This is a genomic window from Vibrio sp. HENC-03 (assembly GCF_000305755.2).
In the GTDB taxonomy this organism is placed as follows: domain Bacteria; phylum Pseudomonadota; class Gammaproteobacteria; order Enterobacterales; family Vibrionaceae; genus Vibrio; species Vibrio owensii.
In genome coordinates this window covers 43,755-59,465 of record NZ_JH976133.1, presented here as the reverse complement: position 1 = coordinate 59,465, position 15,711 = coordinate 43,755, and the positions used below count along the sequence as shown (strand labels likewise).

Genomic DNA, 15,711 nt, shown 5'->3' with positions numbered 1-15,711 from the left:
AATGAAGGGAATTAGTGGTTTTGAATCACTAGGTATTCAGCAACACCCTCAGCTACCGTTTTGAATTCTACATCACAACCAGCTGCACGAAGCTTAGTTAGATCCGCTTGAGTGAATTCTTGGTAAGCGCCTTTCAGGTGCTCAGGGAACGGAATGGTTTGGATTTCACCTTTGTTGTGGTGCTTGATAACCGCTTTTGCTACTTCTTCAAAAGATTCTGCACGGCCAGTACCACAGTTGAAGATGCCAGAAACACCATTTTCAAAGAACCAAAGGTTTACTTTGCATACATCGCCAACATAAATAAAGTCACGCTTAAAGCTTTCGCTTCGCTCAAATAGTTTAGGGTTTTCGCCGGCATTGATTTGGTTATTTAGGTGGAAGGCAACTGATGCCATGCTTCCTTTGTGATCTTCACGTGGGCCGTATACATTGAAGTAACGGAAACCAGTGATTTGAGAAAGCTGTTCGCCATGCTCTTCTGCGTCTTTCCATAGGCGACGAACGTAGTTATCAAATTGCTGTTTCGAGTAGCCGTATACATTGAGTGCGCCTTCGTATTCACGCTCCTCAACAAACGTTTCTGTCTCACCGTATGTCGCAGCTGATGACGCGTATAGGAATGGAATTTCACGATCTAGACAGTAATGAAGCAACTCTTTTGAGTACTCATAGTTGTTTAGCATCATGTACTTGCCGTCCCACTCAGTTGTCGCAGAACAAGCACCTTCATGGAAGATGGCTTCGATAGGGCCGAAGTCATCACCTGCCATGATTTGGGTAAGGAAGTCATCACGATCCATGTAATCTGTGATATCAAGATCAACTAAGTTTTTAAACTTCTTGCCATTTTTTAGGTTGTCGACAACGAGAATATCGTTAATACCTGCTTCGTTCAGAGCTTTAACAATGTTGCTGCCGATCATGCCAGCACCACCAGTTACGATGATCATAAGACTTCCACCATAGATTAAAATTTTCTCAGGAAGTTTAGCAGAGTTAAGCCTTTAGGTGCTAGTACTAGGGGAAGTCGTTGTCATTAGGCAAACAAAAAGGAAGCCGAAGCTTCCTTTGTTTTAGTTAAGTCATCTAATCAGAACTAGATTATTTTTCGTCTGACGTATTTGGACGTTGGTACCAAGGGTTTCTGTGATCTGTTAGTTCGATCAAGTTGTATTTGCGACCGAGTTTCTGTCCGCCATCTCGAGTAAGAGGCTGCCAATTAAAGTTAGCACGGTTTTTACTTGGTTTTACAGTCATGATGTCAAATGGGATTGATATGTAGAAGCCCTTTGTGAAACTACCTTCTCCAAACTCTTCAGCTGAGAGGTCTGTGAAGGATGCATATGCACCTGCGATAACACCACTCTTGAACTGTTTCGATACATTCAATTGCGTTCCAACATCGCCAGCTAAGAACTGGCCGACGTCGACTTGAATCATCAAGTTTTGTAAGAAGTCCCATTGTGGGTAGTAGTAGCCGGACACAAAACCAGTAAAGCCCTGGTCTATAACTCGGAAATCTCTTCCATACCCCGGGACACGCTGCCATTCTTCATCATAGACACCGAAGTAACTTTGAGGATCTCGTTGTGAAATTAAATTAAAATCAGCACCAATCGCCCAGTTTGCGCCTTGTGGTCGGTATAAAAACTCAGTACCAACACCTGCAAACATACTTTCTAAGTAACCTGCATAGAACTGTTGGTCCATACTGTCGGAGTAGTTTTGGAACCAAGTAAGTTGCAAGTTAGTCATCGTCACATCGTGTTCATTAGTATAAGCCCTGAACATGGTTCGAACACGTGGAACACTCGTTCCATCTGGAGGAGTTATGTAGTTATACTTGTCATAGTTGTTATACCAATCCCAGTATAATGATCCACCAATCTCGAGATTGTCATTGAACCAGTAAGATGCGCTTCCTTTTAAACCGACACTAAATAGATAAAATTCTTCAGGGTTACCTAAAGTTTGTACTAGTTGAGGTGCAAATCCCCAATCAAACCTTTCAAAGCCATCGTAAACTTTAGTCTGTTTTTCATTAGCCAAACCAGGTGTTTCATCGAGTGCGTCTTCGATATTCGGGGCTATGTAATTTACATTGGCTACATCAACATAATCATTTGCTGATATCGTGGCTCGATGTCCTGATAAACCGTTGTTTCTTTCTTCAACTGTATAAGCGTCAATATCTTTTGGTAGTTGGTTATGAAGTATCGCACCTGCTTTTTCATAAGCCTTGTTTCTATCTCGATATTTGGTCTGCTCACCGACAATAGTCACTTCACTATCAGAGACATAAATTTGATTTGCCTCATATCCGGCGATCTGATCTAAATCTTCGCTCACTCGCTTCCAGTCAACATCTGAGATCGTTTCTGGCTGCTCATCTTTTAATTCAGGTGTAGGAGTATCACGCCAAAACGATGGCATATTATTGAAGTTTGTATTTAAACTCACTCCTGCGACTAAAGTATCTCCCCGCTCATAGCTCAAGCGCAAATCGGCGATGCTACCTAAGCGATACAACACACCAAAGTTCCATGGAGTATGAGGAGTCATGTCTACCCCTCCTTGAACAACAGGGAAGTCTTCACTGTAATCGTTACTGTCATATTCAACTTTAAGGCGCAGTGGCGCATGAAGCGTTTGGTATTCTATACCACCAAACAACGCAGCTGGGCCTTTGAAGAAACGATCGTAATTGGTTGTTCCACCTGTAAGCTGGTAATCATCAGGTCGTGTACAGAATCGGTCTGAAATTTCACAAGCTGGGTTAGAAATATTGTCTCTGGTACCCATTGAGCCCCAGCCAATACCCAAAGTAAAATCAAAAGTACCTAAGTTCTTATTAGAATACTGTTTGGTTGCAGCGAAGTACTCTGAGTCAAACAGTCCTGTACCTGCAAAATCCCTAACACCAAAGGACACCTCAGGTAAGTATTGACTTTCCTCTAATAGTCTAAACTTAAAATCGATACCTTTATCAGTATACTCATTGTCACCACAGAATCTTGGGTCTGTACAATATGGTAGCCCGTCGACAATCGTATATCTAATCGTAGCTTCGGCCCAAGGCATTACTTGTAGAGTGGCATTGTAGAAAAGGTATTCGTTGCTAGATGTAACGCTAAAGTTGAACTCTCCTTCAGGAGCCATTCGTCCAGTTGGCATCTGCATTAAACCAACGCCACCATAATCCATTTGAGATGGCTGTAATGGTGGTGCTTCGAAAGGAGTGCTTTGAGCCCACGTTAGTAGGGGACTCATTGTTGTTAAGACAAGAGTACTTTTAATGAGTTTCATGGGTGAGTCTTCAATAAGGTAAGTAGCTCCACTATGCTCTTATCCAGTTCTGATGAGCGGAAATCAGCAAATGGGAAATATACAATTGATAGCGGCGGCAAATAATAATATGTGCTTTTCCAATGACCTTTATGTGGCTCAACTACTTTGCCATCAGGATATATAATGACAGGATAAGGGTTACGACTATCATAAATATTGTTCAAGTTTGTAAGAATATCCGATAGTGGCAGGCCTTGTTGATTCTTTAGTATATTAACGCTATCTAAGTTGCCTAAAAGTAGAATTTTATCGCTTCGTTCAGGTGTTATTAATGAATACTCACCTGAAATTAGAGGGTTTCTATCCTTTTTAAGGCGTAACTCATCAAGATCTAAGTCCGACAATACTCTTTTAGAGAACCCGTTATCTTGAATGAATTTATAAAACGGATGCGAGATAAGGTTCTTTTGCATTAGTTGGTTTAATACAAAGGACTTAAGTGATGAGGAGTACTCCTTCGCTTCTTCTGATTCATCAAACAAAGTCGTGGCCAAAGGGTAATCCATTGATGCGCCATGTTGTTGGCTAGCTTTCATGATCTCTACAAGTCTTACTTTTCCATCAAATTGAAGAGATTTTTGTAAACCTGTGAGTTCAACCGTGGTTTGAGAGGATGCTGCGTATATTGAGCCAGAGAAAGCGCACAAGCTTAATGCTAATAGTAATGATCTCATTTCTTTGCGTACCCCTTTAATACGACAAACTTGACTGGAAGCATGTCAGGTCCAAGGTATTGTAAGCTTTGTATTACTTCGCCTGAATCTGATACCCAGTAAGTATTAGTTAACTCGGAATCTAAAGTGGTAAATACAACTTTCTCTTTGTAAACAGTGGTATTGGTTGTACCCAAAGGGGTTACTACAGGTTCGCGTTGTAATTTGGTTCGCGTGATTTTTGCTGGAAAGGAGTAGCGGTAATTAGGAGTCCAATCGTAAACAGCGCCATATGCTACTGGAGTATCGCTTATGGCATCATATTGTGGCACTTGGCTTTGGATGCCTGCGAGGTTGTTAGATTGTAGCCCGAGAGTTTTCACAATTCGTCCATTCTCGGTTACGATCATCGCATTGTCTGCGCTGACCCATTTTAATTGAGTTATACCTGTCTTTTTGTTTTCTTCAGCAAAAGCAAGAACGACAAAAACTTGTTTTTGTGATCCGATAGTTAGATATGCACTTGCATATGGGACATTTCTGATCTCATCAGCTGACAGCTCAACGTCGACATAATTGCTGTATGCTTCTTTTACTGTTGCAGATACATCATTGAACTTTTGAGTGCACCCGATAGAGCCGAACAAAAACAGCACAAGCGAAAGTGCCTTGTAGCACTTTAAAGTAAGAGTTTGTTTCATTATTCCCTCATGCAAATAAAATCGCCCTGAATATTCAGGGCGATATGCATACAAACTACTTTTAAAACTTACTTAGCTGCTGAAGTAGAAGTAGAAGTAGAAGTAGAAGTAGAGTCACTGTCAGATGCTGCTACTGCAACAACTGTTACAGCTGCCGCTGCACCAACAGCAACCGCTGTTGTACCAGTTGCAGATGCAGATGCAGCAGCAGTGTTGCCCGCTTCCGCGCCTGTCTCGGCTGCGAAAGCTGTTGACGCGCTTAGAGCCATAAGAATAGCTAGAGCTGTGTTTTTCATTATTAATCCTTGTATTTCCGGTATTAAACATCGATGTTTGGTGTTTGCACACCAACTCCTATTTTAGATAAAAATCATCCAACATGTAAATAGTTTCTTATTTTGGTTTAGCTATTCACATTAACTTTTACAATGCTCGGACAACTCGAAAGTCTTATATCAGAAGCCAAGATCCTTATCAGGGCTGACTTGCTGATTAATGTTAATCCGTGCATAATTTGCCAGCCCTTGGAAAGACACTAACGGAGTCATGTTCAAGGTTAAGAAAATCAAATTTATGGCCATAGAATAATATCTAGCGTCAATTGAGTTAGTTAAACTGGCGAATAGTGGCTAGCGCAATGCCTCAGGGCGGTAGCGTGGCTTATATGCGTTCAACTTCCAAAGCGCTAACTAAAAGTACCGCGAGTTTAGTTTATAGAGGGCACTTTCGTGACGAATAAAAAAAGAAGCTTAGGATTGGCTTGTCTAGTAACTGCGAGTTGCATCTCTTTCTCTGCATCTGCAGATTTTTATACTGGAGCAGCCGTTAGTTATGCTAATGCAGAGCATCAATTCAATAACCAAGGCGCAATAGTCGAAGGCTCTCCTTTCGTATTACAAGCGCAAGTTGGTTATTTTTTTAATGATTATGTTGCTTTAGAAGCACGATATGGCACCTCTATACAAAGAGATAGTGGTTTAGCTATCGATCAACTGGCTAGTGGTTTTTTAAAGCTAAACATGCCGGTTAGTGGGCGTGTAGCGATGTACGGACTTGCTGGAGTATCAAGTGTGGAAGTCAACCAACAGGGGGCGGGTACATCAAAAGAAAATGGATTCAGTTTCGGTTTAGGTCTTCATTACGCACTGGACAACAAGAACGCTGTGGTTTTTGAGTTTGTGGATAATGTTTCAGAAGAAAGTATTCGCTTGAATACTATGACGATAGGCTTCCAGCATAGATTTTAGTCTTCGCAGAAATGCAACATGAGACCAAATTTTATTGGATATAACTTTTTAATCACTCTAACACGGCGAATTTACACGACATGTTCAAAGGATACCTTTCAGTTGCCGCTATAGTTCTGCTAGCAAGTAGCTTTACAACAAGTGCGTTGGCCCAAAACCCAACACCAGAACAGATCAAAATGTTTCAAAACTTGCCTGCAGATCAGCAGAAGTCGCTAGCAGACAAATATGGTTTCTCTGTCCCTTCTCAAAGTGCTAATCAAGAAAGTACTTTCCAAAACCCTCAGGTTATTCAGCCAAGAGATATGAATAACCTAACAGGTCAATATGATGATTCAGCAACTAAAACTAAAGGCGATGAAGAGCTTAAGCGATTTGGCTTAGACCTATTTTCTGGTTCTCCTAGCACATTCGCACCTATTAGTGATGTTCCTGTACCAGCAAATTACACCGTTGGAGCAGGAGATGAGATCGTTGTTCAGCTATTTGGTAAAGACAACACTACGCACCGCTTACGAGTAAACAGGGCTGGTACGATTAATTTCCCATCATTAGGTCCGATCCAAGTTGCAGGTTTGTCTTTTTCAGAAGTTAGAGACTCTCTAACCACAAGAGTAAAAGAACAAATGATTGGTGTTCGTAGTGATATCTCAATGGGTGAGCTGCGAACTATGCAAGTTTTTGTCATGGGTGATGCATACAAGCCTGGAGCTTATAGTGTAAGCGCTCTAACTACAGTGTCTCAAGCGATCTATTACAGTGGTGGTTTTGGTGAGAGTGGTGCGTTAAGAAATGTCCAATTAAAGCGTGATGGAAAGGTAATTCGTAAGCTTGATCTGTATGATTTACTTTTAAAGGGTGATGCAAGTAATGATGTACGCTTATTGCCTGGAGATGTTGTATTCATTGGTTCTGTGGGGCCAACAATTACCATTGATGGTGAAGTAAATAGACCTGCAATCTACGAGATGAAATCAGGTGAGAGCTACGAAACCGCCATTCGTTTTGCAGGTGGCTTTACTGCTAATGCATATACCGAGCAAGTTGAAGTAAAACGGTATGCCTCAAAAGGTCATCGTGATGCCATTACATTGAACTTTAACAGTTCGACAGTGAAGAGTGCCAAGGTGCATTCTGGTGATGTGGTTGATGTGCAAAGAAAGAGCGAGGAACTTACCCGTTATATCCAAGTGGAAGGGGATGTTAAACATCCTGGTTACCTCGAATGGAAAAATGGTTTGAGAGTCGCGGATCTATTCAGCTCAGTAGATACAGCATTCAACTCAACTGCTGATGTAAATTACGCTGTTGTCGTTCGAGAAGTGAATGCTCAACGAGATATTGAAGTCCACCAAATAAACTTAGCTCAGGCTATCTTGGCTCCTAACAGCTCTGATAACTTGAAGTTAATGTCTCGTGATAGAATTCTGGTTTTCAACCGCTTTAACAATGAAGATTTGGACTCTATTTCTGACTCGGAGACGACTAATAAAGTTAAGACCTTAGAGCAAGCACAAGAACAAGCCCTTAATGAGAAGCGTAAAGAAGAAGCCGTTTTGGATTCTTCTGTGAGCACTCAAGCAGTAAGTGCAGGTGTATCACAAATCAACGGTGCTAAAGCTAATGGCAGTGAAATGCCAAGTAATTTAGCTCAAGAGCAAGAGACAAAGATAATTTTTCGAGGTAAAGAAATCACACAAGATGATTTAGATACTCTCAAACAAAATACTCGCCGCTCTCTGTTAGCTCCGGTTTTACTGCAATTGCAACAGCAATCTCGCCTCGGTGCAGCTCCAGAAATCGCGGAAGTTTTTGGTGAGGTAAAACACCCAGGTCGCTACCCAATAGAGGCTCGAACGACTACTTCAAAGCTTTTGGAGGCAGCAGGGGGATTAACTTACAATGCATATACTATTAATGCAGAGTTGGCACGCACAGTAATCAATAGCGTTGATGAACGTGCTCGTATCGATGTAGAAAGAATAGATTTAAGAAAAGTTATTCAGGGAGATGTTGCTAGCGACGTTATTATTACGGCAAGAGATCGCCTCAACATTTTAGAAAAACCAAACATCAAACTACAAAGTACGGTTGTTTTACAGGGTGAGGTTCGTTTCCCTGGTACTTATACAGTGCGTCAAGGAGAAACGTTAGGTGAGCTATTGAAGCGCGCAGGGGGCTTAACTGAGTTTGCTCACCCACAAGGGGCAATTTTTACAAGGGAAGCGTTGCGTCTTCAAGAGCAAAAATTGCTTAATCAATACGCCGCTGATATGCGTGCTGAAACGGCTAAGAAAACGTTCCGAGCTGACAGTAACTTGGGATCAGTGATCTCTGATCCAGATAAGACTCTTTCGTTTGTTGAAGAAGCAAGCAAAAGTAAGGCTCTTGGTCGTATGGTTGTTCAACTAGACAGAGTGATTAAAGGCGATAAATCAGCAGACTTTATGCTTGAAGATGGTGACTTCCTCTTTATCCCTACATTCCGTAACACCGTATCTATTATGGGTGAGGTGCAGGTATCAATCACTTACCTTCTAGATAATAAGCTTGATGTAGATGATTACCTGAATAAAGCGGGTGGTGTTAAGAAACAAGCTGATGAAGACCGTATCTTTGTTGTTAGGGCTGACGGCTCCGTTTATAAACCGAGTTCGGGTTACTGGTTTGGAAATGACAAAGAAGAGCTAAAAGCTGGCGATACAATCGTAGTGCCAATTGATACTGATTACCGCGATGCTCTGAGCACTTGGACTGCGGCAACACAGATCCTGTACCAAACTGGTGTAGCGATCAACGCATTGCAATAACAAAAACAGTCGTGAGTCTAGGTTATTTCTGGGCTCACGTTTTTTGTTTGTGTATATCTGTATTTAATCAATGAGCAAGAAGCTAATTGACTGGGATAAAGTTAAATGAAATCTGAGCAATACCCAAACCTGCCCCCATATCCTCATACCAACATTCCTGCCGAAGATGAGATAGACCTACGAGAACTACTCTCTGCATTTTGGCAAGGGAAGTGGATAATCATTGTTGCGACTGTCATTTTTGCCGCTGCTTCTGTGGCATTTGCACTGTCAAAGCCAAATATTTACAGAGCTGACGCCCTTTTATCTCCAGCTCAAGATTCTAATGCTAGCGGCTTGGCAGCGATGTCTGGTCAGCTTGGAGGGTTGGCGTCTCTTGCTGGTTTCAGCTTGCCAAGCCAAAGCAACCAAACCGACTTAGCACTTCAAGTTATGAAGTCTCGTCAGTTTATTGAATCCTTTGTAGAGAAGCACGACATCTTAGTTCCTTTGATGGGGAGTAAAGGCTGGGACATGGGAGCCAACAAGCTGATATTAAACGATGAGCTTTACGACGAAGATAAGCAAGTTTGGTTGAGAAAACCTCAAGGGCTAAAGGGAGCTGAACCTACGGCTCAAGAAGCCTACCGTTTATTCATCTCAGAGGTTTTGAGTATTGAGCCCGACAAAGAATCTGGCCTATTCAGATTGTCAGTGAACCATTACTCACCGTATGTAGCTCAACAATGGGTGAACTGGTTAATAGAAGATATTAATCAAGTCATGCGTGAGCGTACAATTCGTGACAGCAATAAAAACCTAACATATTTGAGCGAGCAGCTTCAGAAGACAGCGGTTGCTGATATGCAGTCTACTTTTTATAAATTAATTGAAGAGCAGACAAAGAATTTAATGCTTGCTGAGGCTCAAGAAGAATTCGTATTTAAAGTAATCGACCCTGCGGTAGTTCCAGAAGAAAAAGCGTCTCCTAAGAGAGCACTTATCTGTATTGCAGGAACACTACTTGGCGGTATTTTAGGTGTTATGATTGTGCTAATCCGTTTTGTTTTTGCAAAGAGAGACACGTTGGGGGCTAATGAGGCATCACCAAGCTAAGGGCAAAGCATATAACGGTAAAGGGAGCATGAAGAGGGTTCATGCGCCCGCGAAAATTATTATTCAAGTTTTACATTAGGTCAGTAATGATGACAAAGAAAAGAGTACTTACGGTATTTGGTACCCGACCAGAAGCGATAAAGATGGCACCTTTGGTTCACGCTTTATCTTCTGATGAACGATTTGAAGCAAAATGTTGTGTAACAGCTCAACATCGAGAGATGCTAGACCAGGTGCTTGAACTATTTGAAATTAAGCCAGATTATGACCTAAATTTAATGAGAGCAGGGCAGTCTTTAAATGATGTGACCGCACGAATCTTGTTAGAGCTTAAATCAGTATTACAAGAGTTTAAGCCCGATGTAGTTTTAGTACATGGCGATACAGCAACAACATTTGCTGCTAGTCTAGCAGCGTACTACGAGCAAATTCCTGTTGGTCATGTTGAGGCTGGTTTAAGAACCGGAAACATCTACTCTCCATGGCCAGAAGAAGCAAATAGAAAGTTGACAGGGGCGCTTACTCAATATCATTTTGCACCTACAGAGACTTCACAAAACAACTTGTTGAAAGAAAACTTTAAGAAAGAGAGTATCTCGGTGACGGGTAACACTGTTATTGATGCTCTTTTGTTGATCAAAGAAAAAATCGATCATGATGAGGCTCTTCAACATAGCCTGTCTGAACAATTCCCATTTCTCTGTGAAGATAAAAAGTTAGTACTCGTTACAGGCCACAGAAGAGAAAGCTTTGGTGGTGGCTTTGAGCGTATTTGTGAAGCGCTAGCCTTTACTGCGCAAAAGCACCCAGAAGCTCAAATCGTTTATCCAATGCACTTGAATCCTAATGTACGTGAACCTGTAAACCGAATTCTTGCGGGAATAAGCAATGTACATCTGATTGAGCCTCAACAGTACTTACCTTTCATTTACTTAATGAATAGATCTCATATTATTCTAACCGACTCGGGCGGTATTCAAGAAGAAGCGCCTTCTTTAGGGAAGCCCGTATTAGTTATGAGAGATACAACAGAGCGCCCAGAAGCTGTAGAGGCAGGCACGGTCAAATTGGTTGGTACCAATGTAGATCGAATCGTTACAGGTTTAACGACTTTGCTTCAAGACGAGCAAGCGTATAAGGAAATGAGCTTCGCACATAACCCTTACGGTGATGGAAAAGCATGTCAACGAATTCTAGATGTTCTAGCAAAATAATTTAATTTAACGAGAAGTATATATGTCTTTTGAAACAGTATCAGTTGTAGGTTTGGGCTACATTGGTCTGCCAACAGCAGCAATGTTCGCATCACGCAAGAAAAAGGTTGTTGGTGTTGATGTTAACCAACATGCTGTAGACACTATCAATCAAGGTAAAATTCATATCGTTGAGCCTGAGCTCGATATGATCGTAAATGCCGCTGTCAAAGAAGGCTATCTAAAAGCTGTGACAACTCCAGAAGCTGCGGATGCGTTTCTCATCGCTGTTCCAACGCCCTTCTTACCTTGTAAAGAAGGTGAAGTGCCTGCACCTGATCTTTCCTATATTGAAGCTGCAAGTAAAGCAATTGCTCCTGTCTTGAAGAAAGGTGACTTAGTTATACTAGAGTCGACCTCACCAGTTGGTGCAACAGAACAAATGGCCGAATGGTTGGCTCAAGCTCGTGCAGATCTTACATTCCCACAGACTCACGGTGAAGGTGCCGACATTAATATCGCTCATTGTCCAGAGCGTGTTTTGCCAGGTCATGTAGTGAGAGAATTAGTTGAAAATGACCGTGTTATTGGTGGCCTTACACCGAAGTGTTCTCAACGCTCAGTTGAGTTATACCAAACATTTGTTCAAGGCGAATGTGTTATCACCAATGCACGCACTGCGGAAATGGCGAAGTTAACTGAAAACAGCTCTCGTGACGTTCAAATTGCATTTGCAAATGAGCTTTCCGTTATCTGTGATAAGTTAGATATCAATGTGTGGGAGTTGATCGCACTAGCAAACCGTCACCCTCGTGTAAACATCCTTCAACCAGGTCCTGGCGTCGGTGGTCATTGTATTGCGGTTGATCCATGGTTTATCGTTTCAAAAACGCCAGCGGAAGCTCAAATTATTCATACGGCACGTAAAGTTAACGACAGTAAGCCTGGTTGGGTTGTCGGTAAGACTAAAATGGCCATTGCAGACTTCCTGCAAGAGAATGCTGATAAAACAGCCAAAGAGGTTACAATTGCTTGTTACGGCTTAGCTTTTAAGCCTGACATCGATGACTTACGTGAAAGCCCTGCAATGCAGATTGTAAAAGAAATTGCTTCTTTCCATATGGGGAATGTAATTGCAGTTGAACCTAATATTCATCAATTGCCAAGTTCATTGGAGCAAGTTGAGCTTCAGAGCTTTGACGCTGCAAAGTCGACAGCTGATATTCATGTCATGCTTGTTGACCACAAAGAATTTAAAGCTGAGTCAATAAACTCACCATACTTAGTAGATACCAAGGGGATTTGGTAATGAATGCTATTTTGCCTTTAATCGGTCGTACTGAGGCCTTATTCACACAAGATATTGAAAATTATGAAGCAGAGCTGTCACGTATTGTTTCTGCGTCAAGTTTCCTTGTTTTGGGCGGCGCTGGTTCAATCGGACAAGCTGTAACTAAAGAGATTTTTAAACGTAACCCTAAGAAGCTACATGTTGTCGATATTAGTGAAAACAATATGGTAGAGCTTGTCCGAGATATCCGTAGCTCATTTGGTTATATTGATGGTGACTTCCAAACATTTGCTTTGGACATTGGTTCTCTAGAGTACGACGCATTCATTAAAGCCGATGGTAAGTTCGATTATGTATTGAACCTATCTGCGCTTAAGCATGTTAGAAGTGAAAAAGATCCTTATACACTGATGCGCATGATCGATGTGAATGTTTTTAATACCGACAAAACGATCCAGCAGTCTATTGATGCTGGCGCGAAAAAGTATTTCTGTGTTTCAACAGATAAAGCTGCAAACCCAGTCAATATGATGGGAGCATCCAAACGTATTATGGAAATGTTCCTGATGCGTAAAAGCGAGCAAATGGCAATCTCAACTGCTCGATTTGCAAATGTGGCATTCTCTGATGGCTCGCTACTTCACGGATTTAACCAACGTATCCAAAAGCGCCAACCTATCGTGGCCCCAAACGACATCAAGCGTTACTTTGTTACCCCTCAAGAGTCGGGAGAACTATGTTTAATGTCTTGTATCTTTGGCGAAAACCGTGACATTTTCTTCCCGAAACTGAGTGAAGCTCTACATCTTATTTCGTTTGCAGATATCGCGGTGAAATACCTAGAGCAACTTGGTTTTGAGCCTCACCTATGTGAAACAGAAGAAGAAGCTCGCCAACTTGCACATACACTTCCTGAGCAGGGCAAGTGGCCATGTTTGTTTACTGCAAGTGATACAACGGGTGAAAAAGACTTTGAAGAGTTTTTTACAGATAAAGAAGAGCTGGATATGTCTCGATTCGAAAATCTGGGCATCATCAAAAATGAACCTCTTTATGAGCAAGAGCTTCTTACTTTGTTTGAAAACAGCATCTCAGAGATGAAAGGTGAGCGAGCTTGGACTAAAGAGCAGATTGTGAAACTGTTCTTTACCATGATCCCTGATTTTGGGCACAAAGAAACGGGTAAATACCTCGATAGCAAGATGTAAGTGGAGCATTCAATGAAAGCGACATCTATTGTTGAATTTGTGAGAGATACTTACAAAACAGACGAATTTATTCCCTTACATGCACCGACTTTCGATGGCAACGAAAAAGCGTACGTAATGGAAACGATTGAAAGTACATTTGTTTCTAGCGTCGGTAAGTTTGTTGATGATTTTGAGAGAAAAATTGAAACTTACACTGGTACGGCTAAAGCTGTAGCGACAGTTAATGGTACAGCAGCATTGCATGCTGCATTGTACATGGCTGATGTTCAAAGAGGCGACCTGGTTATTACGCAAGCTTTGACTTTTGTTGCAACCTGCAATGCTCTTTATCATATGGGGGCTGAGCCTATTTTTCTAGATGTATCTCCAGTGAGTTTAGGATTGTGCCCTAAGGCTGTGGATGCATTTTTAGAAGAGAATGCTGAAGTCACCGACGCGGGGTGTATCCATAAAAAAACAGGTAGAAGAATCAAAGCCGTTGTACCAATGCACACGTTTGGTCACCCTGTAGAGCTTGATGAACTGGTTGCTGTTTGTTTGAAATGGAACATCACGTTGGTTGAAGATGCCGCAGAAAGTCTAGGCTCGTTTTATAAGGGCAAACACACCGGTACTATTGGTGATTTTGGTGCTGTCAGCTTCAATGGCAATAAGATCATCACCACAGGCGGTGGTGGCATGGTGTTATGTAAGACTCAAGAATTAGGTGTGCGAACTAAGCATGTTACTACGACAGCAAAAGTTCCTCATCCGTATGAGTTCTTCCATGATGAACCTGGTTTCAACTATCGTATGCCAAACCTGAATGCAGCTCTAGGGTGTGCTCAGATGGAAGTTATCGAGCAGTACCTAAAACAAAAGAGAGTGCTTGCTGAAGGTTACAATGACTTTTTTAAAGGTTCAGACATCAAGTTTGTCACTGAACCTGAATATGCGCAGTCAAACTATTGGTTAAATGCGATCATTTGCTCGGATAAAGAAAGCCGCGAAGAGATCCTCAGTGTCACAAATGATTCTGGAGTGATGACTCGGCCAATTTGGCAGCTTATGCATAGATTACCTATGTTTGAGAATTCAATACGTGGTGACCTAACGTATTCTGAGTTTATTGAGGCGCACCTAATTAATTTGCCTAGTACTCCAATACTTCGAGCTAGATGATGACTGATATTACAATTAGAAATTTACCCTCAGATATCTATTACCAACGAGCATATTCCGCGTTGTATGAAGGTGAATGTGAACACTTTGAGTTCAAGTATGAAGAAGGTGATTCCAATGTACAGTTTAGTGCTCTAAAACGCCGCATCAAAAATGTTTCAGGCAAAGAAATTGACGAAGAGTTATATGATTTAGAGACTCCATATGGTTACGGTGGTCCAGTTTCGAACTCATTAGATGAGCAGTTTTTATGTCGTGCTTTTAGTGCCTACAGAGATTTCTGTAAAGAACAAAACATAGTATGTGAATTTATCCGTTTTCATCCATTTAATTCTTTAGGGAATATGGCCTCGCTTTTCGAAATGAACTTACCAGAAAGGCAAGTGGTCATTGTTGATTTGGAAAAAAGCACAGAAGAACGACGCAAGTTATATTCAAAAACGACAAGAAACATAATAAAAAAGGCTGAGAAAAAACTCACAATAGAGACGGGCTCAGTCGAGCTTTCCAGCTTTATGGAAATGTATTACGAAACGATGCAGAAAAACTCTGCAAGTGACTTTTTTTATTTCCAAGAAGATTATTTTAATGCTCTGAGCGCTCTGGAAGGAGTCGACTTACTAGCAACGAAGAAAGAGAGTACTTTCGCCTCTATTGGCTTTTTTATGTGCGGGAAAGAATTAGCTCACTATCATTTGTCGGCGAACAACCAAGCGTTAGCCAAAGAAAATGGTAACTACCTGCTACTTGATGCCGCCTTTGAACATGCCAAAAGCAAGGGCTGCCGTTATATGATGCTGGGTGGTGGTAGAACGTCTTCTCCTGATGACAGCCTGTTTAAGTTTAAGTCGAAGTTCTCACCACTTACGATGCCATTCTATATTGCGGGCTTAGACTTTCTTCCTGAAAAACGTCAAATGCTGAATCAAATGTGGGCTGAACAACATAAAGATGTAAGCCCTCCAAAACTATTTCAATTATACCGAGCTTAGAGGTAA

At 41.6% G+C, this 15,711-nt stretch carries 12 protein-coding genes and 2 pseudogenes; 9 read left to right on the top strand and 5 right to left on the bottom strand.

Annotated elements, in window-relative coordinates; genetic code table 11:
• Positions 1–11 precede the first annotated feature (11 nt).
• The 5 genes from rfaD to VCHENC03_RS01025 form a co-directional block, all read right to left on the bottom strand.
• Positions 12–953, bottom strand: a complete 942-nt coding sequence (rfaD, locus tag VCHENC03_RS01005; protein ID WP_009707925.1) for an ADP-glyceromanno-heptose 6-epimerase — start codon at positions 951–953, stop codon at positions 12–14.
• A 151-nt stretch (positions 954–1,104) separates the two neighbouring features.
• A complete protein-coding gene (locus tag VCHENC03_RS01010; RefSeq protein WP_009707924.1) occupies positions 1,105–3,309 on the bottom strand; it encodes a YjbH domain-containing protein in 2,205 nt (734 codons plus the stop codon).
• Positions 3,306–4,025, bottom strand: a complete 720-nt coding sequence (locus VCHENC03_RS01015) for a capsule biosynthesis GfcC family protein (protein WP_009707923.1) — start codon at positions 4,023–4,025, stop codon at positions 3,306–3,308. Before VCHENC03_RS01015 ends, VCHENC03_RS01010 begins: the two co-directional genes overlap by 4 nt.
• The gene (locus VCHENC03_RS01020) at positions 4,022–4,705 is read right to left on the bottom strand and encodes a YjbF family lipoprotein (RefSeq protein ID WP_009707922.1); all 684 of its coding nucleotides are present in this window, start codon (positions 4,703–4,705) and stop codon (positions 4,022–4,024) included. The genes VCHENC03_RS01015 and VCHENC03_RS01020 overlap by 4 nt, the downstream gene beginning before the upstream one ends.
• Positions 4,706–4,773: 68 nt before the next feature.
• A complete protein-coding gene (locus tag VCHENC03_RS01025) occupies positions 4,774–5,001 on the bottom strand; it encodes a hypothetical protein (RefSeq protein WP_009707921.1) in 228 nt (75 codons plus the stop codon).
• Between the two features lie 432 nt (positions 5,002–5,433).
• On the opposite strand from VCHENC03_RS01025, the gene VCHENC03_RS01030 reads away from it, so the two are divergent.
• The 9 genes and pseudogenes from VCHENC03_RS01030 to VCHENC03_RS01065 all read left to right on the top strand — a co-directional run bounded on the left by VCHENC03_RS01030 (position 5,434) and on the right by VCHENC03_RS01065 (position 15,705).
• The gene (locus VCHENC03_RS01030) at positions 5,434–5,952 is read left to right on the top strand and encodes an outer membrane beta-barrel protein (RefSeq protein WP_032803139.1); all 519 of its coding nucleotides are present in this window, start codon (positions 5,434–5,436) and stop codon (positions 5,950–5,952) included.
• An 80-nt stretch (positions 5,953–6,032) separates the two neighbouring features.
• Positions 6,033–7,526 (top strand): annotated as a pseudogene (locus VCHENC03_RS28240) (SLBB domain-containing protein); the annotation flags it as partial.
• 90 nt (positions 7,527–7,616) lie between these two features.
• Positions 7,617–8,762: pseudogene (locus VCHENC03_RS28235) on the top strand (SLBB domain-containing protein); the annotation flags it as partial.
• Between the two features lie 105 nt (positions 8,763–8,867).
• On the top strand, positions 8,868–9,857 hold the full coding sequence (locus tag VCHENC03_RS01040) for a Wzz/FepE/Etk N-terminal domain-containing protein (protein ID WP_009707917.1): 990 nt from the start codon (positions 8,868–8,870) through the stop codon (positions 9,855–9,857).
• A gap of 89 nt (positions 9,858–9,946) precedes the next feature.
• On the top strand, positions 9,947–11,071 hold the full coding sequence (gene wecB / locus VCHENC03_RS01045; protein WP_009707916.1) for a non-hydrolyzing UDP-N-acetylglucosamine 2-epimerase: 1,125 nt from the start codon (positions 9,947–9,949) through the stop codon (positions 11,069–11,071).
• Between the two features lie 22 nt (positions 11,072–11,093).
• Positions 11,094–12,359 carry a UDP-N-acetyl-D-mannosamine dehydrogenase gene (wecC, locus tag VCHENC03_RS01050; protein ID WP_009707915.1) on the top strand — a complete coding sequence of 422 codons (1,266 nt, stop codon included), beginning with the start codon at positions 11,094–11,096 and terminating at the stop codon, positions 12,357–12,359.
• The gene (locus VCHENC03_RS01055; RefSeq protein WP_009707914.1) at positions 12,359–13,549 is read left to right on the top strand and encodes a UDP-N-acetylglucosamine 4,6-dehydratase; all 1,191 of its coding nucleotides are present in this window, start codon (positions 12,359–12,361) and stop codon (positions 13,547–13,549) included. Before wecC ends, VCHENC03_RS01055 begins: the two co-directional genes overlap by 1 nt.
• A 12-nt stretch (positions 13,550–13,561) precedes the next feature.
• Positions 13,562–14,713, top strand: coding sequence for a LegC family aminotransferase (locus tag VCHENC03_RS01060; RefSeq protein ID WP_009707913.1), 1,152 nt, complete (start codon positions 13,562–13,564; stop codon positions 14,711–14,713).
• Positions 14,713–15,705, top strand: coding sequence for a GNAT family N-acetyltransferase (locus tag VCHENC03_RS01065; protein ID WP_009707912.1), 993 nt, complete (start codon positions 14,713–14,715; stop codon positions 15,703–15,705). The genes VCHENC03_RS01060 and VCHENC03_RS01065 overlap by 1 nt, the downstream gene beginning before the upstream one ends.
• Positions 15,706–15,711: the final 6 nt, after the last annotated feature.